A 23169-nucleotide genomic window follows, 5' to 3' on the forward strand; every position below is an offset into this window, starting at 1 on the left:
ATATAACTAGGGAGTTCGTTTGAATAAATTTGATTTATTACGCTATTTTAAAAGCCTATTTCTTGAGATACTAGCAAAATCTGTTTTTACCTTACATAGAGCAACTTTATGCCTTCTATTATAAAAAAAACGCTTAGCAAAAAAAATGCCACTGAAAAACTGGTGAAAAAGCATGATAAATTGGTGCATAGTGAAAACATGAAAGTGAACTCTCATGTGCAGCGAGAGTGTGATGATTGGATAATCAATACTCTGATGTTAGATACTATTGATGTGCCGTTCAAATACAAACGAAAAAAGCGTTACAAAAATTTGCAGGGACAAAGAGTCAATTTAACTTATTACCCTGAAAGTGAGAACATTGCTGGCTTCAATATTGAGGTCATGTCGGTTGTGCGTATCAAAATTAGTTAGTAATCAACTGGCAGTCTTTTTCTTTATCGCATAAAAGTATTAAAAGCTCTTTTGATAGAGTTTTATTGTTTATTTTTCCACCAACACTTGACGAATCATCTTATATATTTCATAAATAAAGAAGTAATAATAAGAGTACTGATGGCTTAATTATTTATTGTTGTTTTTTAGACTAAAAAGTACTTTCCGAATATTTACGTGCGAGAGGAATGATTATGATACTAAACCACATATGGGGATTATACACTCACCCTAAAAAAGAATGGCATGTTATCGAAAAACGCCACGAAAGTTTAAATTATAGTTTAATGCATATTTTAACCATAGCGCTAATCCCAGCAATATGTTGTTATTATGCTACGGCTTACATTGGCTGGACCATAGGTGTAGGTGACCCTATTAAAATAAGCGTAGAAAGTGCTAAAATTATGGCGGTGAGCATGTATTTCGCTTTGATTTCTGGCGTGTTCGCCTTAGCTTATTTGATTCAGTGGATGGCTAAAACTTTTGACTCTAAACCTGATTATGTGCAGGCACTTGAACTTGCTGCCTATACCTCGACCCCCTTATTTATGGTAGGTATTACCGCTTTATTCCCGGTACTGTGGTTTGTCACCCTAGCAGGCATTGCCGCCGTAGTTTATTCAATCTATTTGTTATATGCAGGTGTACCTATTATGATGAATATCCCCGAAGAAAAAGGCTTTATCTATTCAAGCTCTGTAGTAACGTGTGGCTTGGTGTTGTTAGTCGCCTTAATGGGACTTACCGCAACGATGTGGACTATGGGATTTGGGCCAGAATTTGTGCCTTAACTAACCTAGATAATTTTCAACTAGAGACTATTAAACTAGAAACATGAATCTAGACAAACTGTAAATAAAAAAGCCTTATCTCTACTATAGAAATAAGGCTTCTTTTTTAGCAATTTTGATTGCAGAGTTTAAATTTTACCCGGTTAGCAGTAATATAAACTACTCCGCCCCTTCATTATGCATATCAATTATTGAATCAGCGTTTTTATCTGAGGTTTCTTTGCTGCTATTATTACGTAACGCATCTAGCTTCTCTAAGTAAGCTTGGTCAATATCATTGGTCACATAATTACCATCAAAGACTGAAGTGTCAAACGATTTAATTTCTGGGTTGCCTGAGCCTACCGCGCTAATTAAATCTTCAAGAGATTGATAAATTAGTTTATCGGCACCAATTAAATTACAAATATCATCTAATTCACGACCATGAGCAATTAATTCATTAGCACTTGGCATATCGATACCATAGACATTTGGGAACCTAACTTCAGGCGCAGCAGAAGCGAAGTAGACCTTATTTGCACCTGCAGCTCGCGCCATAGCAATAATTTGTTCCGAGGTAGTTCCTCGTACAATAGAATCGTCTACCAGTAAAACATTTTTGCCTTTAAACTCTGTGGTAATAGCGTTAAGTTTTTGACGAACAGATTTTTTGCGTTGCTCTTGACCTGGCATAATAAAGGTACGGCCAATATAACGGTTTTTAACAAAACCTTGACGGTAAGGTAAGCCAAGATGATGAGCTATTTGTAGGGCTATATCGCAAGAAGTTTCAGGAATAGGAATAACAACATCTATATCAAGATCCTGCCATTCTTCAGAAATTTTCTGGCCTAGCTTAGTGCCCATCTCTACACGAGAGGCATAAACAGACATTTTATCCATGGTGGAATCAGGACGGGCAAAATAAACAAATTCAAAAATACAGGGACTATAAACCGGGTTTTCTGCGCATTGCTGGCTATGAATTTGACCATTTTCAGAAAAGAATATAACTTCACCAGGGGCTATATCACGGACAAAATCAAAAGAACAGGCATCAAGAGCAACGGATTCAGAAGCGACCATATACTCAACCCCTCCTTGAGTTTCTCGCTTGCCAAAAACTAAAGGGCGGATACCGTTAGGGTCACGAAAGGCAATCATACCGTAGCCAACAATCAAGGCGACAGTTGCATAAGCGCCACGAACACGTTTATGAAGATTAGTTACTGCCGTAAAGATATCATCTGGGGTAAGGACAATATTATCACCTTGCTGTAATTCGTGCGCTAAGATGTTTAGTAAAACCTCAGAGTCTGAAGTAGTATTAACGTGTCGACGGGCTTCCTTAAATAACCATGTTCTTAATTCATCAGCATTCGTTAAGTTACCATTATGTGCTAATGATAAGCCAAACGGTGAGTTTGTATAAAAAGGTTGTGCTTCTGAAGAGCTAGAAGTACCAGCGGTAGGATAGCGAACATGGCCAATGCCAATATCACCTTGTAAACGGAGCATATGGCGGGTATGAAAAACATCTTTCACCAAGCCATTTCCTTTACGCAATCTGAAGGTATTATTATGAATGGTTACAATACCTGCAGCATCTTGACCACGATGCTGAAGTACAGTTAATGCGTCATATATAAACTGACCAACAGGGGTTTTACCGACTATACCAACAATACCACACATAAAATTCTCTCCACAAAAAAATATTTACAATACTTATTTAGCTAAAGCACTATGCTCAGGATAGTGTGAACCATCGTATAAATATTGAATTATAGGATATTGAAATAATATCTTATAAATGACAGTATACGGAGTTACTCCGCATGAACTTAGCCGTTACTAACAACAACTAACTTAAAAAACTTGATGACTGTTTAAGGTACTCAAAAAACCATTCAACCACCAAAGTAAACTCTGGGATTAAATCGGAGCTTTGCCACCACTGTGTTTTTGCCGCACCGGTAAAAGCATCGACAAAAAACAACATGGCACTGATAATGAGTACCCCACGAAGGGCGCCAAAAACCAGGCCTAATATACGGTCTGTGCCAGAAAGGCCTGTTTTGCTAACCAATTGCCCAATAAGATAATTCACCAGAGCGCCAAGCACTAAGGTAGTAATGAAAAGAATGGCAACGGCTGCGGCATTACGCAAGAATTGATCAGAGATATTGGTTAACAGATTAGCAAGGTTGGCATAGAAAGTACTGGCAACGAAAAATGCACTGATCCAAATCACTAAAGATACCGCTTCTTTGACAAAGCCTCGTACCAAACTAACCAGTGTTGATATACCTATAACGGCCAAAATGGCGTAATCTATCCAAACCATAACTTGAGTGTCTCGTTGAGTTTCTCTAAATTAGAGGCGCGCATTCTACCAGAACTAGCTAAATAATGCCTAACATTTTATAAAATCCAGCTAGTTAATCGGTTCAAAATACGCCACTTTCCCTTGGATACCCGTCAATTTCTTCAGCGCCGGTAGCTTTTTAACCATGGCTGACTTTATTAACTCTGGCCCGATAATGACTTTAGTTAATATGCCCTGCTTGGTTTTGATTGGTTTAGTAAAAGCAATATAACCAGTAGACTTTAACTTTGTTAATAACTGGGCCACATTACTTTTATCTTTAAAACTACCTAAATGAATCACCCAAGCTTCTTGAGGAACCGCTTTTTCAGGTAAGGTTTTACTTAGCTGCTTTGGTGTTTTTACTGGCGCTTTAGCGAGCGATTTAGTAACGGCCACTTTATCTTTTACCTTTTCCGCAGTTTTCGGCGACTGCCCAAGGGTATAATCAGTTATAACCTCATCGATAGCTTGCTCATTAGAAATTGATATAGCTTTTTGTCGTACCAAGTTCTCTGCAGGAAAGGGTTTATTGGTTAGTTTCCCAGAAAAAACTTCCGCTTGAGGGATAGCTTCAAAGTCAGCTTGGTGTGACTGTTTCTCGCCATCAAGTACATCAGGTAGGAAAATAATAACCACGGCGGCAACAATAATAGTACCGACAAGGCGATTTTGAAACGGTGTAGACAAGAGACACTCCTAATTAATACCACTTAAGTGATTCGGAAAACTTACCGATCAAAATGAATACCGCCACATTAATACGGTAAAACTAACACGGCCAAACTAACACGGCCAAACTAACAAATAGTCAGTTGGGCTCTGATTTGAGCAACAGTAAAGAATGAGCCAAATACAAGAATTAAGTCAGACGAGCTCGCCTGCTTGTTCGCCATTTTAAATGCCTCATCGACATTGTCAAAACAATTAGTGGCATTAGTGAACATCGCCAAGTTATTTTGCATAGTTTCTTTGCTGGCAGCCCTTGGTACACTTAACGCTCCAGCATACCAATAATCAACAACATCTTTTAGTGATTGCAAACAGCCACTGATGTCTTTATCACCGAGCATAGCAACGACAGCATAAATATTTTCATAGTTAGCTTGTTCTTTTAACTGCTTAAGGTAATCCGCTAAGTATCGAGTTGCTTGGGGATTATGGCCAACGTCGAGAATTACATCGCAATGATTTTTTTGTGGTATTAATTCTGTTCGCCCGGCGACTTTAGTTATCGAAATAATTTGGTTCACAAAGTCAGCGCTAAGAGGTATTTCAAGTTTTTCTAACACCATTAACGCGGTCGCCACGTTATCTCGTGGGATAAAGGGTGTTTTTAGCGCGGTTAACAACGTTTGCTTTGATTGCCATTGCCAAGAAGCTTTTTCACCGGTAACAACAAAATCTTGCTCACGTAAAAATAACCTTTCACCATCAATAGCGTGTAACGCATGAGCATGAGCTAGTACCGATTTAGGTACATTGCTATCACCAATGACTATGTCTTGCTCTTGTCGCATAATGCCGGCTTTTTCAAAGCCAATACTTTCTCGGTCATTACCTAGGAAAGCTTGATGGTCAAGATCTATGGTGGTGATCACCGCAATATCGGCATCAATGATATTCGTTGCATCCAAACGGCCACCTAGGCCAACTTCAAGTATGATATAGCTCGGCTTAACACCCATTAACACCAACAGTGCAGCTAATGTTGTATATTCATAGTAACTGAGGGATATTTCGCCACGAGCAGCTTCAATTTGTTCAAAAGCAGCCATTAATGGCTTATCTTCAATATCTTGCTTATTAATCCGCAGGCGCTCATTAAAGCGCTGCAGATGCGGAGATGAATAAACGGCAACGCTTTGCTTTACACCTGCTATTTTGGCGTTAAGTAAGGCATTCTCCATAAAAGCACAGGTGGTGCCTTTACCATTTGTGCCGGCAACCGTAATAACCTTGGCAAAACTTAAGTCAATCGCTAAACGCTGGGCAACTTTGCCAACTCGAGCTAAACCAAGATCTATCTCAGTGCTATGTAGATTTTCTAAATAATAAAGCCACTGATCGAGATGAGTGAAATCTTGATAGTGGCTTGAATTTGATTTTAACATTTATGTCATCAATAAATAATTTAAGTGAAATAAGCAATAACGACTATTGGCTTATTCTGCTTTCGAAACTACGCTATCTTGGCCCATAAACTTAGCTAACATTCTCGCTATTGTTGTTTTCATTTCACGACGATCAACAATCATATCAATAGCGCCTCTTTCTAATAAAAACTCACTGCGCTGGAATCCTTCAGGTAACTTCTCTCTAACGGTTTGCTCAATAACACGTGGGCCAGCGAAACCTATTAGCGCTTTAGGCTCAGCCAGGTTGATGTCACCTAACATAGCCAAACTTGCCGATACTCCGCCCATAGTTGGGTCAGTTAATACTGACACGTAAGGCAGACCTTGCTCACTCATTTTAGCTAAAGCGGCACTGGTTTTTGCCATTTGCATTAAAGATATTAGCGCTTCTTGCATGCGGGCACCGCCACTGGCTGAGAAACAGATAAAGGGTACATTATGCTCTAAACAGTATTCAACACCCTTAACAAAACGAGCACCAACTACAGAAGCCATTGACCCGCCTAAAAAGGCAAATTCAAAAGCGGCAACAACAACTGGCATACCATATAGTTCACCACTCATGACCACCATAGCATCTTTCTCACCGGTGTTTTTTCGAGCGGCAGTTAAACGATCTTTATATCGCTTAGTGTCTTTAAACTTTAAGATATCTTGTGCTTCAAACTCCGCACCTAATTCAATGCGATTGTTCTGGTCAAGAAAGCTATCAATACGTTTACGCGCATTGATTCGCATATGGTGATCACATTTAGGACATACTGATATTTGACGCTCTAATTCAGCTTTATAAAGCACGGCATTACATGAAGAACACTTACTCCATACACCCTCAGGAATATTACTTTTTTGTGTCGTTTTTGCTTTCGGGAGAATTTTTTCTATCCAGCTCATAATTTTATTTTTGCCTGTTGCAACGAAATATCTGTCGGTTTATTGATGGAAATAACCCACCAAACTCTGGTTTGAATTTATACTAATTTTAACCACATATTAGAGCATACTATACCCTATAGAATATAGAAAAAACTGGTCTGTTCAGTGAAAACCATGATTTTACCACCTTTTTTTTCTTATAAAAATAGTGGCCCTAAACGACTTTTAGGCAAGTTAAAACTTTCGGGGTAATCAACATCAACAAAATATAACCCTTCCGGTGGGGCCGTAACGCCAGCAACACAGCGATTTTTAGCCAATAGTACCTCTTTTATCCAAAAGGTTGTTTCTTGTGATTGACCCACACGCATTAAACTACCAACAATATTTCTTACCATATGATGCAAAAAAGCATTCGCCTTGATATCAATAACAAGGTAATCACCCTGTCGAGTCACCCGACAATGTTTTATCGTACGAACCGCAGAGTGAGATTGGCAATGTACGGTTCGAAAAGAGGTAAAATCATGTTGCCCAAGAAGATGATCAGCGCCTTGCTGCATAAGTTTTTCATCTAAGGCGTAGTGACAATGGCTGATGCCGTGGCTTAATATAGCTGAACGTAGCGGTTTATTATAGATGATATAACGGTAATTTCTCGCGGTGGCACTAAAACGCGCATGAAATTCGTTATCAACTTGCTTCACCCATGAAATAGCGATATCAGCAGGTAAGTGAGTATTAACGCCCAAAGTCCAAGCGATATCTTTACGTTGTTTAGAGGTATCAAAATGGATTACTTGATTAGTGGCATTAACGCCGGTATCAGTACGCCCTGCACAAACAACCTCTATAGCTTCATCGGCAATTTTTGATAAGGCTTTCTCTACTTTTTCTTGTACAGTGATAGCGTTAATTTGCCGTTGCCAGCCACAATAATTTTTACCATCATACTCAATACCTAACGCATAACGCATGCAAACCTACCTTGTTTAGTGAGGCGATTATTTTCGCTGCGCATTATCCTTTATTTTATCCCGTTATACTATTTTATATTAGCGCCTTACAATGTATCTAATAGTGTTTGTGCTGCCACTTGCTGAGTTTTGTTACCTTTTTTAATGACTTCCTGCAAGATTACTTCAGCGTTTTCTTCATCACTCATCTCTATATACATTTTTGCCAAATCTAACTTACTTGACATTGAGCCATCTTTATCAACATCAATACCACTATTATTGTCGGAAAATCGACCTAAAACACCTTCAATATTAGTCTTTTCGTAAGGCTCAGAGGCATCTGTATTGGCTAAACTTTCAGAGAGCAGTTCATCAACAGAGACGTAGTCCTCTGTTGCCTCAGCTTCTTTGATGCTTTCAATGCTTTTGCCAAGACTGTCATCAATTAAATCATCATCAATATCATTAAGGGTTAGTTCAACCACATCAACCGCTGTTGAGGCAGTGGCAGACTCTTCTTCAATATTTGCTAACAATTCATCAAAATCAACATTATCTAACTCGGTAATTATGTCTAAATCAGCCGTTTGTTCTGGGTGTGCTTCTTCGTCTGCATCAGTAGTCTCGGCCAATAAGTCAGCTAAGACCTCTTCGTCAGAAAAGTCAGGAGCAAGATCAATAGCATTTAAAGGACTTATTTCTGTTGGTTGCCCTGATTGCTCAGCCGTTTTATCTAGCCCCTCTTCGACTAACAATTGACTTAATGCCGACTCAGTGAATGATTCATCACTTTGTCCATTAGCTGTTTCATTGCTCATATAGTCCGTTAAGCTATCGCCAATATCTTCTTGAGTGCCTTGTTGCTCATTTTGCCCAACTTCATTTTCGCTTTGTGTATCAGCAATAAGGGCATCAATATCTAACTCATCATCTACGGCAGCACTTTCACTACTCGCTACTGTTTCATCAGTTAATTCAGCGTCATTTTTCTTGGCCAGAATATCGCTAAAATCTGCGGTAAGAAATGGCGTGACATATTCAGCGGTAAATTCAGCAATTTTAGCTTCATTTTCTGCGATTTCCTTTTGGATTTGTAACTCTTCAGCACTCAAGCCACTATCGTTTTCCTTAGTGCCCTGTTCGTCCATTGCCATAGCCGATGTTTCGTCTGGCACTGCTGTTTTTGCCGATATTGAGGGCGTTGGCGCATGATCGGACATTGAGGCAATCAAAGCATCAATGTCATCTGGGTCGGTAAGTTCAGCTGACTGGTCAGCGACGTCTTCACTTACCGAATCATCAACAGCATCACTTCCCTGAGCAGAAACCGAGGCAAGTAGCGCATCGATATCATCTGGATCAGTGACATCTACGGCTACTTTTTCTTCGGTTATTTTTTCTGCTGCTTTTTCAATAGGGGCTTCTTTAGCGGCTGCTTCGACCGGCTGATCAGCAACTGAGTTACTTGCCGCATCACTTCCCTGGGCAGAAACCGAGGCAAGTAGCGCATCGATATCATCTGGATCAGTGACATCTACGGCTACTTTTTCTTCGGTTATTTTTTCTGCTGCTTTTTCAATAGGAGCTTCTTTAGCGGCTGCTTCGACCGTCTGATCAGCAACTGACTCACTTGCCGCATCACTTCCCTGAGCAGCAACAGAGGCAAGTAGCGCATCGATATCATCTGGATCAGTGACATCTGCTGCTACTTTTTCTTCGGTTATTTTTTCTGCTGCTTTTTCAATAGGGGCTTCTTTAGCGGCTGCTTCGACCGGCTTATCAGCAACTGACTCACTTGCCGCATCACTTCCCTGAGCAGCAACAGAGGCAAGTAGCGCATCGATATCATCTGGATCAGTGACATCTGCTGCTACTTTTTCTTCGGTTATTTTTTCTGCTGCTTTTTCAATAGGAGCTTCTTTAGCGGCTGCTGCGACCGGCTTATCAGCAACTGAGTCACTTGCCGCATCACTTCCCTGAGCAGAAACAGAGGCAAGTAGCGCATCGATATCATCTGGATCAGTGACATCTGCGGCTACTTTTTCTTCGGTTATTTTTTCTGCTGTTTTTTCAATAGGGGCTTCTTTAGCGGCTGCTTCGACCCGCTTATCAGCAACTGAGTCACTTGCCGCATCACTTCCCTGAGCAGAAACAGAGGCAAGTAGCGCATCGATATCATCTGGATCAGTGACATCCGCTGCTACTTTTTCTTCGGTTATTTTTTCTGCTGTTTTTTCAATAGGGGCTTCTTTAGCGGCTGCTTCGACCGGCTGTTCAGCAACTGAGTCACTTGCCGCATCACTTCCCTGAGCAGAAACAGAGGCAAGTAGCGCATCGATATCATCTGGATCAGTGACATCCGCTGCTACTTTTTCTTCGGTTATTTTTTCTGCTGTTTTTTCAATAGGGGCTTCTTTGGCGGCTGCTGTGACTTGTTGTTTCGCTGGCTCTTCATCATCAAGTTTGTCAATACCACCCAGCAAATCATCTAAGTCATCTTGGTTTAATTCACCACCAGCAAGCTCTTCTGCTTGGTCATTTTTTTCTTCAACTTCCTGTTCATTTACTTCATCGAGTGCAGCTTCGGCTTTTTCTTTGGCAGGCTCTTCAACAGCTGGTACCTCATCGTCTAAACCACCAAGCAAATCATCTAAGTCATCTTGGTTTAATTCACCACCAGCAAGCTCATCGGCTTCTTCATTGGTTTTATCATCGGCTGAAGGCTTTTCCGAGGCCGGCGATTCATCATCTAATCCTGCTAACAAGGAGTCTAAATCATCTTGAGCCAACGTCCCGCCCTCAAGAATATCATCGTCGCTACCATCATCGAGTAGTATATCTTCAAGATCGTCGAGATCATCTAAACTATCGTCTTCATCTAAATGAATGGCATCACTATCGTTGTCAATTAAATCAATGGATAGTTCATCATCCAATGACAAGTCATCACTCAAATCAAGCTCATCATCCAAGTTCAACTCATCGTCTAATGACAATTCATTATCAAGTGATAGTTCCTCTTCAACGACAGTTTCTTTTTTAGCTTTAGGGCTAGGTGTTTTCTTTTTGCTATCTAACTCACTGAAAAAAGCTTCATCCGATGCTTGTTGCCTACGCTTAAACAAAAAGCCTAATAAGGCGAGAATTAAAAGAGCAGGCATGGTACCCATGACAATTTTAAACCATAAACTTGAGGTTATATCTTGCTCTGCCAGCGCGGCCTGTTGCTGTTCTAATAATAACTGCTGTTCTCTAGCTTCCGCCTTTGCTAGTAAGGCTTGCTGCAATTTGATCATGTCGTCCATTTGCAACTTAATTTCTTTACCTTTAGCTACCTCATTTTGCATGACGTCAAGCGTGTCATTAAAAGAGTTGAGTCGCAGACGTAAAGCTTCATTTTCTCTTAAAATTGCTTGCAGGCCATCAATAGAATCTGAGATATCATTTTGAATGTTCTCTAAACGTTTTTGTTGCTGACCATCAATTTTTTGTAATTGCTCTTTAATTTCAGTTTTTACCGTCTCTAAATCTTTTTTATTAATGGTCGGCTCTTGCGCTACTATTTTGTTAGTCGCTTTAGGTTGAATTTTTAGCCAAGCTTTACTATCACGCGCTGACTTCTTTTTGGCACTCTCGGTATTAATTGCCATCATGTTATTAAACGATGGGATTTTTAAATATTGCCCCTCAATTAAATGGTTGATATTACTATCAACAAACGCTTGTGGGTTTTTTTGGTATAGCGCCTGCATTACTTGGTAAACACTCAAGCGAGTATCAGGCTTAATTCTAGTGGCAATATTCCACAAAGTATCTTTAGAGGTGATGGGACCATATCGGTCATAAGGAAAAACATCACTACTTTTAGGTCCACGCATGCGAATGCCGCGCTCTTCTTCTGCACTAATAACGGGGAAATGAGCCGTAAGTATGCCAATAATAATCGCCTGCCATAGGCACAGGCGTAATAATTTTTGCATCAGGATTCCTAATTAAGCTAATTTAACTATTTTATCTTATGGGCACTATTATATTTTGCGCCAAAAAAACACCGCATTACTTCACCTTTTACCTAGTAAAGCTTATCTAACAGATAAAATGCAATCTTTATTCCAAAAAAGCATTAACTAACAAGATAATAGCAAATTCACTCAATAAGTCTTCTGTTTTTGTAACTGTCCGGTAAACAAAGTTCCAAAAAATATGGCTTGGTTAATACTTAGTTACAGGCTTTAACGATGACAGCATTGCCCTGAGCAATACTTTTATCTAAAGGGATTAGCTGGCTTAAGCGAAAAAACTCGTCGTTCATTAATGGCTATAATGAACGACGAGTTTTATTGATTGAGTGTACTTAACTTTTGTTAACTTAATTTATCGTAGTTATACCCGTCACCATTCAAAGTGCTCGATTTCAGTGGGAATTAAAAGGGCTTTAAGCAAGGGAAATCATTGAAGCATAGTCATTCTATGGTTTCATTATTTAACGCGGTATAAAGTCATTTTAAACCCATCGAAGAAGCGTTTGAGCAACATCACTTCATCGTTGCTGTAACTCATAATGACGCGACATGGATGTAGCTTATTAGAGAATGCAGGAGCATATTCTCCTGAACAACCATTATTTCATCACAGCGCCTTGCATTGAAATTGCTCAAGCACTCTGAAACATGCATCTTGAATGGTAACGGGTATAACAACCTTAAGTCACTAGCTTAAATAATCTTTTACCAATAACTCAGCAATTTGTACACTATTCGTTGCCGCCCCTTTGCGGACATTATCGGCAACAACCCACATATTTATGCCGCAATTGTGGCTGATATCTTCACGAATACGACCAACATAAGTTCCATCTTTACCACTAGCATCACTAATTTGGGTTGGAAAATCTTCATCATTACGACAAAGAACGACACCGGGAGCTTTCTCTAACAAGTCTTTAACTTCTTCTGCGGAAATAGGAGAATTAGTTTCAATGTGCAGGGCTTCGCCATGACCAAAAAATACCGGAACACGCACTGCGGTAGGATTAACTAAAACGTTTTCATCACCGAGTATTTTCTTAGTTTCCCAAACCATCTTCATTTCTTCTTTGGTGTAACCATTTTCTAAGAAGACATCAATTTGTGGAATAACATTAAAAGCGATTTGGCGAGAAAAGTTTTTACTTTTCACTGGCTTGCCACTTAATAAATCAGCGGTTTGTTTCGCTAATTCATCCATAGACTCTTTACCACCACCAGATACCGATTGATAGGTACAAACATTTATCCGGCTAATACCAACGGCATCATAAATAGGCTTTAACGCCACCATCATTTGAATGGTTGAACAATTAGGATTAGCAATGATATTGCGATTACGGTAATCCACTAAGGCTTCTGGATTAACTTCAGGCACAATAAGAGGAATATCTGCATCGTAACGGAACTCAGAGGTATTATCGATAACAATACAACCGGCTTCACCCGCTATAGGCGCAAATTTAGCAGAAGTAGCGCCGCCCGCTGAGAAGAAGCCAATTTGTGCTAGGCTCCAATCAAAATGTTCAGCGTCAAGCACTTCAATACTTTCACCTTTGAACTCAATGATCTCACCCGCAGAGCGAGCACTTGCTAATGGGTAGAGTTTATTAATGGGGAAATCTCTTTCTTCCAAGATTTCCATAATTGTTTTGCCAACTAATCCTGTTGCGCCAAGTATACATACATCAAATTTCTGTGCCATGATTCTCTCTCTAGTTGGACGTTTTACTAAAACCTAAGCGATGTGGCACATCACTATCGGTATTGGGTGACAAGGTTACAGTAACCGCGGAAAACTCCCTGCGAACGGGGTAGTTTTTCCGTAAACTATCGAAACCTTGAGTGAATAATTGTTGACGAAATATTGCATCGTCTCGCCTGACATCGTAAACCATTTTAACTAACTGGTTTAGTAGTATTTGGCTAAAATCTTCATTTATTTCAATTGCTGGAATACTTGCTGGCGGTAAAAAATTGGCTAATTGATATTTTGGCTCAATTTTAAGCTGTTGACATAATGCCTGATAGAGCATTTCGCTGCCACGAGCTTTTCCTTCTAAGCTATAACCAGCAATGTGTGCCGTGGCTATTTCAGTATAAGGAATTAAGGCCTCAAGGACGTCTGGCTCTCCTTGCCATACATCGAGCACAATTTTCAGCCCATGACCAGCCTGTTTAAGCGCTAGTAAGGCATGGTTATCAATCACATCCCCACGACAAGCACTAATTAATATTTGCTCATCGCGCAACTGAGCAAGATTTTCTTCATTTAATAATTGAAATGTTGGGTGTGCGCCACCAACAATTTTAGGCACATGTAAAGAGATGACATCACAAGCTAATACTTCCGCAAGTGATACATATTTTCTTTTATCTGTACGGTCAATACGCTTACCTTGCCCTTGCTGTTGACGCTGATTTTCTGCCTGTTTTTCTGCTAGCAAGGGGTCACATATTTTATGTTCAATACCCAAGGCCAGTAGCTTCTCACTTAAACGGCTGCCGGTATTGCCGCCACCAACGATACCAACGGTTAATGACGATAAATCAAGTAGATAACGTTCAGCTAACACCACTAAGGCACTTAATACATATTCAGCCACCGAAATAGCATTACAGCCTGGCGCTGAATGGAAGGGTATGTTGCGTTTTGCTAGATAATGCTGATCAATATGATCTGTGCCTATGGTGGCGCTACCAACAAAAGAGAGTTTATCGTTAAGGTGAAGTAACTGCTCATTAACTTGGGTAATCGAACGCACGAGTAGGACATCAGCATCGGCAACTTGCTCTGCAGTTAATGTTCGTCCAGAAAAAGGGATTAATTCCCCCAGCTCGTCGCCATTATGACCCCTATTAAGGTGACAGAGTTCACTAAAAAACTCTTGGGCAAAGGGCATATTTTCATCAAAAAATATTTTCATGGCTTGAACTAACTGGCTAATGGCATTAATGTGCACAATTATACGCTAATTTAGCTATTAAGCGCTAGGTAAGCCAAGAATATTCATCTAGATAAAGCTAGATTAAGCTATTGTACAAATAAAAAACCACATCAAGCAGGCGCTTAACATGGTTTATTTTAAATTACGTAGCAAGTGAGCAGCTTTACTACTGCAATATAAAGCTATTTATATTTTTTCATCACCAAGGTGGCATTAGTTCCACCGAAACCGAAGCTGTTAGACATAATGAGATTTAGTTCAACATCTCGCTTTTCAGTCACTATATCTAAGCCATGAGCTTTTTCATCTAAATTATCAATATTGATTGATGGTGCGACAAAGCTATGCTCCATCATTAAAATTGAGTAAATAGCTTCGTGAACACCAGCAGCACCAAGAGCATGACCTGTCATTGCTTTAGTTGCACTAATTGCCGGTGAATCATCACCAAATAATTCTTGAATAGCGCCTAATTCTTTAACATCGCCAACAGGCGTTGAAGTGCCATGAGTATTTAAGTAATCAATTTTACCTTCCACACCTTGCATTGCTTGTTTCATACAACGCACTGCGCCTTCACCACTAGGTGCGACCATGTCATAGCCATCAGAAGTTGCACCATAACCAACAAGTTCAGCATAAATATGTGCGCCACGGGCAAGAGCATGTTCAAGTTCTTCAACAACAACCATACCGCCGCCACCAGAAATAACAAAACCGTCACGGTCAGCATCATAGGTACGAGATGCTAATTCAGGTGTGTCATTACGACCTGCTGATAATGCGCCCATTCCATCAAACATCATCGCTAGTGACCAATGAACTTCTTCACCACCACCTGCAAAAACAATATCTTGTTTGCCTAATTGGATTAATTCCATCGCGTTACCAATACAGTGAGCACTGGTTGCACAAGCAGAGCTAATTGAGTAGTTAACACCTTTAATTTTAAAGGGAGTGGCTAAACAAGCTGAAACAGTACTGCCCATAGTTTTAGGCACGGCATAAGGACCAACGCGACGAATACCACGGGTACGCAGGGTATCTGTTGAGGCAACAATATTCTCTGATGATGCACCACCTGAACCGGCAACAATACCCGTACGTACATTGGAGATTTGTTCTTCGGTTAATTTGGCATCTTTAATCGCTTGTTCCATAGCTATATAAGCATAACCTGCCGCATCACCCATAAAACGTACCGCTTTACGGTCGATATGTTCTTTAATCACCAGATCAGGTTTTCCCCAAACATTACTTTTCAAGCCTTGCTCAGCAAAACTATCCGAGTAAGTGATACCTGACTTACCAGCTTTTAATGAGGCCAATACTTCATCAGCATTATTACCAATACTTGAGACAATACCTAAGCCTGTTATTACGACACGTTTCATTTAACTAACCATCTATAATTATAAAATTTTGCGCTATTATACTCGTAATAGCCGTCGAACTGGTATTACTAGTTGCTCATGGCAACATAAACCAGCGTACACTTGTACACTATAATATAATATCCATTCTAATATATCTATGACATTTTAACTATCTGTTATTACTTTCTGATTAGAATCAATATGTCAGGTAAAATAGATAAGGTACTCTAAGCTAAATATGTACTACTTTTATCACTTAAGCAAAAGAATTTTTCATGAAAAAACCAGATAAAACATATAAAAGCAGTAAATTATCCTATCAAGAAGATGCTACTCCCTATTGCCAGCGTTTTGATGCCTTTTATTTTGATAGTGAGTCAGCTTATCGGCAATGTGATTCGATTTTCATTCAAAAAAATCAAATAAAACGTCGTTTACAAACGGCTAAGCAAACTTTTACTGTAGCTGAAATAGGCTTTGCTACTGGCTTAAATTTTTTATTAACCTTACAGGCGTACCAAAAAGCGCAACTACATTCATCGAGCCCACTTGCTCCTTTGCATTTTATTAGTGTTGAGCAGTATCCACGCTCAAAAGAGCAATTTATCCAGGCTTTAGCTAAATTTCCGCAACTAGAGGAACTAGCGTTAGCACTCACTAATAGTTACCCGGATTGTGCTGTTGAACAATTCCAGCAAGATTTTCAGGCAAGTTTTTTAAATGGCCAAGTGCGTTTAACCCTGATATTTGATGAGGCAGCCGAAGCTTTATCTTCACTAAAATGTGGCCAACAAGGCTTAGTCGATGCTTGGTATTTAGCTGAATTTTCTGCAAAAACAAATCCTGACCTGTACAGCAAAGCCCTAGTCAGCCAAATTGGCCGACTGGCAAAAGAGCAAGCAACACTTACCACTATGCCCCTAGCGGACTTTTCACCAAAACAGTTGCACGAAATCGGCTTTCGCTTTGAAAATCAAGCTGGTGCAGGTGAAAATAGAGCCATGTTTTACGCTGTCAGGCAAAGTAACCCCTTAACAAATAAAGGTTATCAATTAAGACCACGTATTACCAAGCCTCAACATGTCAGTATTATCGGCGGCGGCATCGCTTCAGCCTGTGCGGCTTATGCACTAACTAAACAAGGCATAAGAGTTACCTTGTATTGTAAAGATAGCGCTCTGGCCCAAGGCGCCTCTAGTAATGCTATTGCCGCTTTATACCCTTTACTGCACCAACAAGCCGATGATATCAGTTCTTTTTATCAGCAAGCCTTCTGGCGTGCTAAAGCGCTATACCATGAAATTACTGAGCAAGGTTTTTCCTTCCCCCATCAGTGGTGTGGTTTATTGGAAGTCTCTTATAAAGAAGCCTTAACTAAAAGACAACAAGCATTTGAACAGCTAAATACTTGGCCTAAAAAGCTTATCCATGGCGTCAATGCCAAGCAGGCCAGCAAGCTTGCCAATATAGACCTACCTTATGGCGGTCTGTTTATGCCAAGTGCTGGTTGGCTGTCACCGCAGCACTTAGTTAAACAAATTTTTAATGCAGCGAAAGCAAGTAACCTTTTAGATATAGTGACCGATACCCATATCACCAAAATACGACAAGTTGCTAGCACTACTGCAGATGTGAGCACTAAAGGGGAAAGTAACAGCTCATGGTGCTTATCGAGTAAGCAAGGGGAATTTAACGCCAGTGTTTTGGTAATATGCGGAGGCGCTGATGCCATTGAAATTGAACAACTACAGGCGCTACCGCTGACCGCTACTCGTGGTCAAGTCACGAATATGGCAAGTAATAGTAAGATAAAGAAACTATCGACCGTTATTTGTCATAAAGGTTATTTAACGCCCGAAAATAACGGTATCCACTGCATAGGCGCAACGTTTCAGAAAAATGATACCAATATCAACACCAATAAAGCTGACGATAGTTATAATCTAACGATGTTAGCTAAGTGTTTACCCGAGTTATCCGCGACCATTAATTGGCAAGAGCAAGATATTGCATCAAGTAAGGCAAGGTTACGCTGTATGTCGCAAGACCACCTGCCCCTCGTTGGCGCAGTACCCAATATCAGCGAACATATAAAAGCTTACCCTCATTTAGCCAAGGATAAGAATTGGAAATATAGCCAACCTGCACCCTGTATAGATAACCTTTATGTATTACTTGGTTTAGGTGCCCGCGGTTTATGCTCAGCGCCTTTAGCGGCCGATATTTTAACAGCAGAGTTATGTAATACCCCCTACCCTATGGATAACAGCAAGTTATTTAACTTAAGCCCGAACCGCTTTATCATCAGGGACATTATTAAAAGAAAAGTCTAGCCGTAAAGTTCGTGTAAACTGTAGGTAATCTCCATCGAATTTTTTGCTCACTATGTTCAAAAACATCAAAATAACAACCAGTATTAACAAGGCATTACAACAGTTGGTACTCGTAATTATGCTGGGATTATTTTGCCATTATTCTTTGGCAAGTGAAAACAGCATTACTGAAAGTAGCATTGCAGCTAACATTGGCGAAAGTAACACTGAAAAAAACACTGCCAATAAAATACGGGTTTTATTTGTTAACCCATCCATTGAAAACGACCCTTTTTGGCATAAAATAGAGCTGATAACCAAACAAGCCGCTACTGAGCTAAATATCGACTTAGCAATTATTTATGGTTATGGCACGCGTTTTTTTCAACTAGAAGAATTAACAAAGTACTTTGAGCAGAACCCCGCCCCAGATTACATTGTCTTATTAAACTATCCTGGCCATGGAAAATTAACGATGGATTTTCTCCTGCAACAACAAGTGAAAGTGATAACCTTAGAGCAAACCATAGCTAAAGAAGAAAAGAGCCTTATTGGTACTCCTGGCAGTAAATATAAAAATTGGCTTGGTGAAATATATTTCAATAATAGCAATGCTGGTTACATGCTAGCGAAAGAATTGATAAATATGGTGAAAGCAGACAATAAAAAACCTATTGTAGCCGGAATTAGTGGTCACTATGGTTCAGAATCCACCTTGAGAAATAGCGGATTGCAAGCCGCTGTTAATGAAAGTGGTGCTCAATTAACGCAAATTGTTCACGCTGGCTGGTCTGCTGAAGACGCTTATAAAAAAACACATAAATTGTTACAGCGCTACCCTAACATCAACATCATTTGGTGTGCCTCTGATCATATGGCCTTAGCTGTTGTTGACGCTATTGAAGACCTTGGTAAGGTAGTAGGGAGTGATATTTTAGTAGGTGGCTTTGATTGGACGCCAAAAGCAATAGCAAGTATAAATAATAATAAGTTGACGGCAAGTGTTGGTGGCCATTTCATGATGGGAGCGATGGCAATAATGGCTATTTATAATGAAGAGCAAGGCATAAGTCATAACATTTTTGTCAATGAACACTACAATAGCTTTGAACTCGCTCTTATTAGCCAAAGAAATATTAATCAATACATTCACTTATTACAAAGCGAAACACTGCCCCAAGTGAGTTTTAAAGGGCTAGCACAACTTTATAGCACTAGAGCGGGTAAATCATCGATCAACTTGTTAGAAATGCTAAAAAAAACATCTCTAAAAAGAGTAACATCAATCACTAACCCCTCATTCTAAATATAAAAAGTACCTAAAGCTTGGACTAAAGTGGAAACCGCTGTTGAACCTTCAGCCAAAAATTAGTCACTATAGCGTGATCTTGTGGCGATAGCTCAGTTTTAGCTTGAGTAATTTTTTCATTTACCTCTTCAATCAGAGCGCTCGAAATAGCTTGGCTCTCATCGCCAAATTTGGTCGCGACTAAAGAAAGCAGTCCGCGCAAGTAACCGCCCGCAAATAAGGTATCACTATCAGTATCATCTAGATCGAATAAACCATCTAAATACTGATAAAAATCAGCAACACTAGTTAGCAGGTTACTTGCAATGTTTGAATTATTTGAATTGTTTGACATGTAAATCACTTTAAAAATGTTAAGTTATGAGTTTGGATTACTAAGTATATTTTACTGAGGACTAGCAAGTGGATACAGCACTTGATCTTTATAGCCTGTGGTTATCTGCATAAAACCCGATAGCTGTTGATCTAGTTCGCTATCGCCGGTATCGCTAATCAATGGTCTATTAGCCAAGGCCGCTAGTTTAGTTTTGGTGGCGATAATAATAATATTATCACGGCCCCCAGGCTGCGCTAAAATAAAACGAATAATACGAGGGCTTAATTGCTGGTTACCGCGACCAAATATATGCCCCTGGCCGCCAATTAAGGTAATGACCAGCTTGCTGATACCTTGAAAATTAGTGATAGCTTGATAGAGTTCAGTTTCAGTGACATCGGCGGCAGTAAGTGACTGCTCACTGACAATATCGACACCAAGTAAGGTGTTATCAAGACTCAACTCACTCATTAAGAAAGCAGTCGTTGAGCCAGAGCCGATGATAAATTGTCGGTTTTCATAATCAGCCATTTCTTCGATAACAGTGGCGGCAATATCTTGCAGCACAAATTCATCACTTTCTTTACCGCCGGATTTAACCGCTTGGACATAACGAAGTTCACAGGGAATTTTCATCTCACTATAGCGCTTGGCTTTGACTATACCTTGTCTAAATAAATTTTCGTCTATATCCATAACATCACCTGTCGTTAAGGTAACTAATTCTTTGGTGACCATTAATTCAATAACGCGACCGGCAGCTTTAGGGGTAATGGCATAAACACCCGAATGAATTTTGCAACCTGCCGGAATGCCTAACACCGGCACTTGCTGATAATCATCATCGTTGGTGACCACATTGGCTATATCTCGGGCGGTGCCATCACCACCAGCAAATAAAATAATATCTACGCCATGGGCGAGTAAAGCTTGTGCGGCTAACTGACTATCATCGCTTTGTGTGTGTTTATGTTTTGCTTGATAAAGTACTTCTACGTTAAAACCTAGCTCACGGGCACAGTGTTCCCCCATTTGCTCATTAGCGGTGTAGATGACAATTTCATCTTGATAAGGTAATAATATTTCCAGAGCCAATTTTGCTCTGGCATTCGCTTGCGGTTTTGCGCCAAGTGCTAACGCATGCATCGCCATACCATCACTGCCCTTAAGGGCAACACTACCACCTATACCAGCAATGGGATTAATGATAAAGCCAAGTTTAAATGTTGTCATTTTTTCTCTGTTCAATGCTACAGCGCAAAGTGCGCTCGAGTTAATGGTAATGGCGTTTGATAAAAATCAGCCAGCGCTGCGATATATAATTGTGCATCGAGGGGGAACCCTGAGCTTAAATACCTTGCCACTTGCTGATAAACAGCCAGTTTAAAGGCAATACGGTCAGTATTGCCCGTGCCAGATAAGTTATCTACCGAGACATCAAATTTTTTCCCAACGGCAACACAAAACGCCCACTCTATTGCCTGTGGTTTTATTTCTACTTGTTCAAATTTAAGCTGCTGCGCTTGATCACGCCCATCAGGGATATACCAATAACCAAAATCTTCTAATAAACGCCTTTTTTCCCCCGCATGGCACCAATGAGCAATCTCATGAAAAGCGCTAGCATAATAGCCGTGGGCAAAGATTATCTGATGGTAAGCACAGTTTTCATCAGCAGGTGCATACAAAGGTTCATCAGCACCTTTGATTAAGCGAGTATTATATTGATGAAAAAAAACTTGCTCGAATAGAGCGATGAGATCTTGGTAATTGTGCTGCAGCATGACGACGTTTATTTACTGAAATTATTACCGGCTATTGTAACGAAAAATGACGATGATACCATCGCCATTTTTAATTATTTACGCAAGTGAACACCGCTATTTATAATTTTTTCACCGCGCTCTTAATAACAAAGTAACCGATAATACCGGAAATAAGTGAGCCGATGACAATACCTAATCTATCTTGGAAAATTGGCGAGTTAGCGCTTTGCTCGAAGGCCAATGAACCGATGAATAAGCTCATGGTAAAACCAACACCACAGAGTAGCGAGACACCGTACAATAATTTCCAGTTAACATTGGTTGGTAATTTGGCAAAACCTAATTTAATGGCAATAAAACAAAAACCAAAGACACCAACTTGCTTACCAACCACTAAACCTAAAATAATACCCAGTGGTACCGGTGAAGTAATTTGCTCTAGGCCAACACCTGCAAAACTGATACCCGCATTGGCAAAAGCAAAAATAGGCAAGACCACAAAAGCAATGGTGGTATGTAAGTTTTCCTCTAACGATTTAAGGGGTGACGGTTCATCACCCTTACCTTTCATCGGAATAAAAAAGGCTAACGCAACACCGGCTAAAGTTGCATGCACGCCCGATTTTAACACGGCGATCCACAAAATCACGCCAATAAAGATATAAGGCGAGGTACTGGTAATGTTATAACGATTCAGGGTAAATAAAATCGTTAACATCGCGGCTGCTATCACTAAAGACAACATAGATAATTGCTCAGTATAAAACAGGGCAATGATCACAATCGCACCTAAATCATCAAAAATAGCCAACGAGGTTAAAAACACTTTTAACTGTAACGGTACTTTGGAGCCAATAATCGCTAAAATACCTAGGGCAAAAGCTATATCCGTAGCGGTTGGAATAGCCCAACCATTTATCGCATTCGGGTTATCATAGTTCAATGCCACATAACATAATGCGGGTATTGCCATACCACCTAACGCGCCAACGGCAGGTAAAGTAATTTGTCCTGGCTGTGATAAATCCCCTTCTAAGAATTCACGTTTTAATTCCAAGCCGATAAGAAAGAAAAACAACGCCATTAAACCATCATTAATCCACAGTAATAAAGGTTTAGCAATTTCAAGTTTTCCTACGGAAACAACAACGGGTACATCAAGTAATAAAGCATACCAATGAGCCCATGGAGAGTTGGCTAAGATCATGGCAAAAACTGCAGCGAACATTAATATAATGCCGCTGGCAGATTCTTTTTTCAGAAATGTATCAATGGTAGAAATTGGCATAGTTGTCCTTTTTTTGCTTATGCTATTGAGGAGGAAAAGATATCCATAGTATTATGTCATAATATGTCACAATGGCAGGTACTGGCAAACATTATCATTGTGAAAGTTTGTAACAATTTTATCACGTTATAACAGCAGAATATCGGCTTAAATATAAAAATAATTCGGATACTTTCACTTTTAACGTCAAAAATTCAAATTACTACTATATTACACTAGTCTCACTACCACCATTAAGTGTAATATTTAACTAAAGTAGCGCTATTAAATTTACAGG

The 23169-nt window shown here is 39.9% G+C and carries 18 protein-coding genes; 4 read left to right on the forward strand and 14 right to left on the reverse strand.

Annotated features, from left to right (window positions below; translation table 11 throughout):
- The first annotated feature begins 108 nt into the window (after positions 1-108).
- Both CMT41_RS13205 and CMT41_RS13210 read left to right on the forward strand, forming a co-directional pair.
- Positions 109-414 carry a hypothetical protein gene (locus tag CMT41_RS13205; RefSeq protein WP_058027524.1) on the forward strand — a complete coding sequence of 102 codons (306 nt, stop codon included), beginning with the start codon at positions 109-111 and terminating at the stop codon, positions 412-414.
- 215 nt (positions 415-629) lie between these two features.
- Complete coding sequence (locus CMT41_RS13210; RefSeq protein ID WP_058027525.1) at positions 630-1229, forward strand: Yip1 family protein; 600 nt, start codon at positions 630-632, stop codon at positions 1227-1229.
- Positions 1230-1388: 159 nt separating this feature from the next.
- Here CMT41_RS13210 and purF read toward each other — a convergent pair whose 3' ends face one another.
- The 10 genes from purF to fabB all read right to left on the reverse strand — a co-directional run bounded on the left by purF (position 1389) and on the right by fabB (position 15919).
- Positions 1389-2906, reverse strand: coding sequence for an amidophosphoribosyltransferase (gene purF / locus CMT41_RS13215; protein WP_057181763.1), 1518 nt, complete (start codon positions 2904-2906; stop codon positions 1389-1391).
- Between the two features lie 169 nt (positions 2907-3075).
- Positions 3076-3558, reverse strand: coding sequence for a CvpA family protein (locus CMT41_RS13220; RefSeq protein WP_057181764.1), 483 nt, complete (start codon positions 3556-3558; stop codon positions 3076-3078).
- 90 nt (positions 3559-3648) lie between these two features.
- Entirely contained in the window at positions 3649-4269 is a 621-nt protein-coding gene (locus CMT41_RS13225; protein WP_057181765.1) for an SPOR domain-containing protein, read from the reverse strand.
- Positions 4270-4379: 110 nt separating this feature from the next.
- Positions 4380-5693 carry a bifunctional tetrahydrofolate synthase/dihydrofolate synthase gene (gene folC, locus CMT41_RS13230; protein ID WP_058027526.1) on the reverse strand — a complete coding sequence of 438 codons (1314 nt, stop codon included), beginning with the start codon at positions 5691-5693 and terminating at the stop codon, positions 4380-4382.
- A 51-nt stretch (positions 5694-5744) separates the two neighbouring features.
- Positions 5745-6611 (reverse strand): acetyl-CoA carboxylase, carboxyltransferase subunit beta, encoded by an 867-nt coding sequence (gene accD, locus CMT41_RS13235; RefSeq protein ID WP_057181767.1) that lies wholly within the window; start codon positions 6609-6611, stop codon positions 5745-5747.
- A gap of 179 nt (positions 6612-6790) precedes the next feature.
- Positions 6791-7570, reverse strand: a complete 780-nt coding sequence (gene truA, locus CMT41_RS13240) for a tRNA pseudouridine(38-40) synthase TruA (RefSeq protein WP_057181768.1) — start codon at positions 7568-7570, stop codon at positions 6791-6793.
- Between the two features lie 86 nt (positions 7571-7656).
- On the reverse strand, positions 7657-11532 hold the full coding sequence (locus CMT41_RS13245; protein WP_058027527.1) for a FimV/HubP family polar landmark protein: 3876 nt from the start codon (positions 11530-11532) through the stop codon (positions 7657-7659).
- A gap of 730 nt (positions 11533-12262) precedes the next feature.
- Complete coding sequence (locus CMT41_RS13250) at positions 12263-13282, reverse strand: aspartate-semialdehyde dehydrogenase (protein ID WP_057181770.1); 1020 nt, start codon at positions 13280-13282, stop codon at positions 12263-12265.
- A 10-nt stretch (positions 13283-13292) separates the two neighbouring features.
- On the reverse strand, positions 13293-14504 hold the full coding sequence (locus CMT41_RS13255; protein ID WP_057181830.1) for a 4-phosphoerythronate dehydrogenase: 1212 nt from the start codon (positions 14502-14504) through the stop codon (positions 13293-13295).
- A 203-nt stretch (positions 14505-14707) separates the two neighbouring features.
- On the reverse strand, positions 14708-15919 hold the full coding sequence (fabB, locus tag CMT41_RS13260; protein ID WP_057181771.1) for a beta-ketoacyl-ACP synthase I: 1212 nt from the start codon (positions 15917-15919) through the stop codon (positions 14708-14710).
- 257 nt (positions 15920-16176) lie between these two features.
- Between fabB and mnmC the strand changes: the two genes are divergently transcribed.
- A complete protein-coding gene (gene mnmC, locus CMT41_RS13265; protein WP_058027528.1) occupies positions 16177-18234 on the forward strand; it encodes an FAD-dependent 5-carboxymethylaminomethyl-2-thiouridine(34) oxidoreductase MnmC in 2058 nt (685 codons plus the stop codon).
- A gap of 118 nt (positions 18235-18352) precedes the next feature.
- Positions 18353-19519 carry an ABC transporter substrate-binding protein gene (locus CMT41_RS13270; protein WP_198149749.1) on the forward strand — a complete coding sequence of 389 codons (1167 nt, stop codon included), beginning with the start codon at positions 18353-18355 and terminating at the stop codon, positions 19517-19519.
- 25 nt (positions 19520-19544) lie between these two features.
- Here the strand turns inward: CMT41_RS13270 and CMT41_RS13275 are convergent, their stop codons facing one another.
- The 4 genes from CMT41_RS13275 to nhaA form a co-directional block, all read right to left on the reverse strand.
- Complete coding sequence (locus CMT41_RS13275) at positions 19545-19856, reverse strand: YfcL family protein (protein ID WP_058027530.1); 312 nt, start codon at positions 19854-19856, stop codon at positions 19545-19547.
- A gap of 51 nt (positions 19857-19907) precedes the next feature.
- Positions 19908-21071 carry an ATP-NAD kinase family protein gene (locus tag CMT41_RS13280; protein WP_058027531.1) on the reverse strand — a complete coding sequence of 388 codons (1164 nt, stop codon included), beginning with the start codon at positions 21069-21071 and terminating at the stop codon, positions 19908-19910.
- Positions 21072-21088: 17 nt separating this feature from the next.
- Positions 21089-21622 (reverse strand): elongation factor P hydroxylase, encoded by a 534-nt coding sequence (locus tag CMT41_RS13285; RefSeq protein WP_058027532.1) that lies wholly within the window; start codon positions 21620-21622, stop codon positions 21089-21091.
- Between the two features lie 100 nt (positions 21623-21722).
- The gene (nhaA, locus tag CMT41_RS13290) at positions 21723-22892 is read right to left on the reverse strand and encodes a Na+/H+ antiporter NhaA (protein ID WP_057181776.1); all 1170 of its coding nucleotides are present in this window, start codon (positions 22890-22892) and stop codon (positions 21723-21725) included.
- Positions 22893-23169 lie beyond the last annotated feature (277 nt).

The sequence above is a fragment of the Colwellia sp. MT41 genome, assembly GCF_001444365.1.
In the GTDB taxonomy this organism is placed as follows: Bacteria; Pseudomonadota; Gammaproteobacteria; order Enterobacterales; family Alteromonadaceae; genus Colwellia; species Colwellia marinimaniae.

Coding starts and splice junctions, on each gene's coding strand:
- CMT41_RS13245 (WP_058027527.1), bottom strand. CDS start 11,532: ATGCAAAAATTATTACGCCTGTGCCTATGGCAGGCGATTATTATTGGC.
- purF (WP_057181763.1), bottom strand. CDS start 2,906: ATGTGTGGTATTGTTGGTATAGTCGGTAAAACCCCTGTTGGTCAGTTT.
- CMT41_RS13255 (WP_057181830.1), bottom strand. CDS start 14,504: ATGAAAATATTTTTTGATGAAAATATGCCCTTTGCCCAAGAGTTTTTT.
- CMT41_RS13285 (WP_058027532.1), bottom strand. CDS start 21,622: ATGCTGCAGCACAATTACCAAGATCTCATCGCTCTATTCGAGCAAGTT.
- folC (WP_058027526.1), bottom strand. CDS start 5,693: ATGTTAAAATCAAATTCAAGCCACTATCAAGATTTCACTCATCTCGAT.
- CMT41_RS13250 (WP_057181770.1), bottom strand. CDS start 13,282: ATGGCACAGAAATTTGATGTATGTATACTTGGCGCAACAGGATTAGTT.
- CMT41_RS13275 (WP_058027530.1), bottom strand. CDS start 19,856: ATGTCAAACAATTCAAATAATTCAAACATTGCAAGTAACCTGCTAACT.
- CMT41_RS13210 (WP_058027525.1), top strand. CDS start 630: ATGATACTAAACCACATATGGGGATTATACACTCACCCTAAAAAAGAA.
- nhaA (WP_057181776.1), bottom strand. CDS start 22,892: ATGCCAATTTCTACCATTGATACATTTCTGAAAAAAGAATCTGCCAGC.
- mnmC (WP_058027528.1), top strand. CDS start 16,177: ATGAAAAAACCAGATAAAACATATAAAAGCAGTAAATTATCCTATCAA.
- fabB (WP_057181771.1), bottom strand. CDS start 15,919: ATGAAACGTGTCGTAATAACAGGCTTAGGTATTGTCTCAAGTATTGGT.
- CMT41_RS13270 (WP_198149749.1), top strand. CDS start 18,353: ATGCTGGGATTATTTTGCCATTATTCTTTGGCAAGTGAAAACAGCATT.
- accD (WP_057181767.1), bottom strand. CDS start 6,611: ATGAGCTGGATAGAAAAAATTCTCCCGAAAGCAAAAACGACACAAAAA.
- CMT41_RS13220 (WP_057181764.1), bottom strand. CDS start 3,558: ATGGTTTGGATAGATTACGCCATTTTGGCCGTTATAGGTATATCAACA.
- truA (WP_057181768.1), bottom strand. CDS start 7,570: ATGCGTTATGCGTTAGGTATTGAGTATGATGGTAAAAATTATTGTGGC.
- CMT41_RS13205 (WP_058027524.1), top strand. CDS start 109: ATGCCTTCTATTATAAAAAAAACGCTTAGCAAAAAAAATGCCACTGAA.
- CMT41_RS13280 (WP_058027531.1), bottom strand. CDS start 21,071: ATGACAACATTTAAACTTGGCTTTATCATTAATCCCATTGCTGGTATA.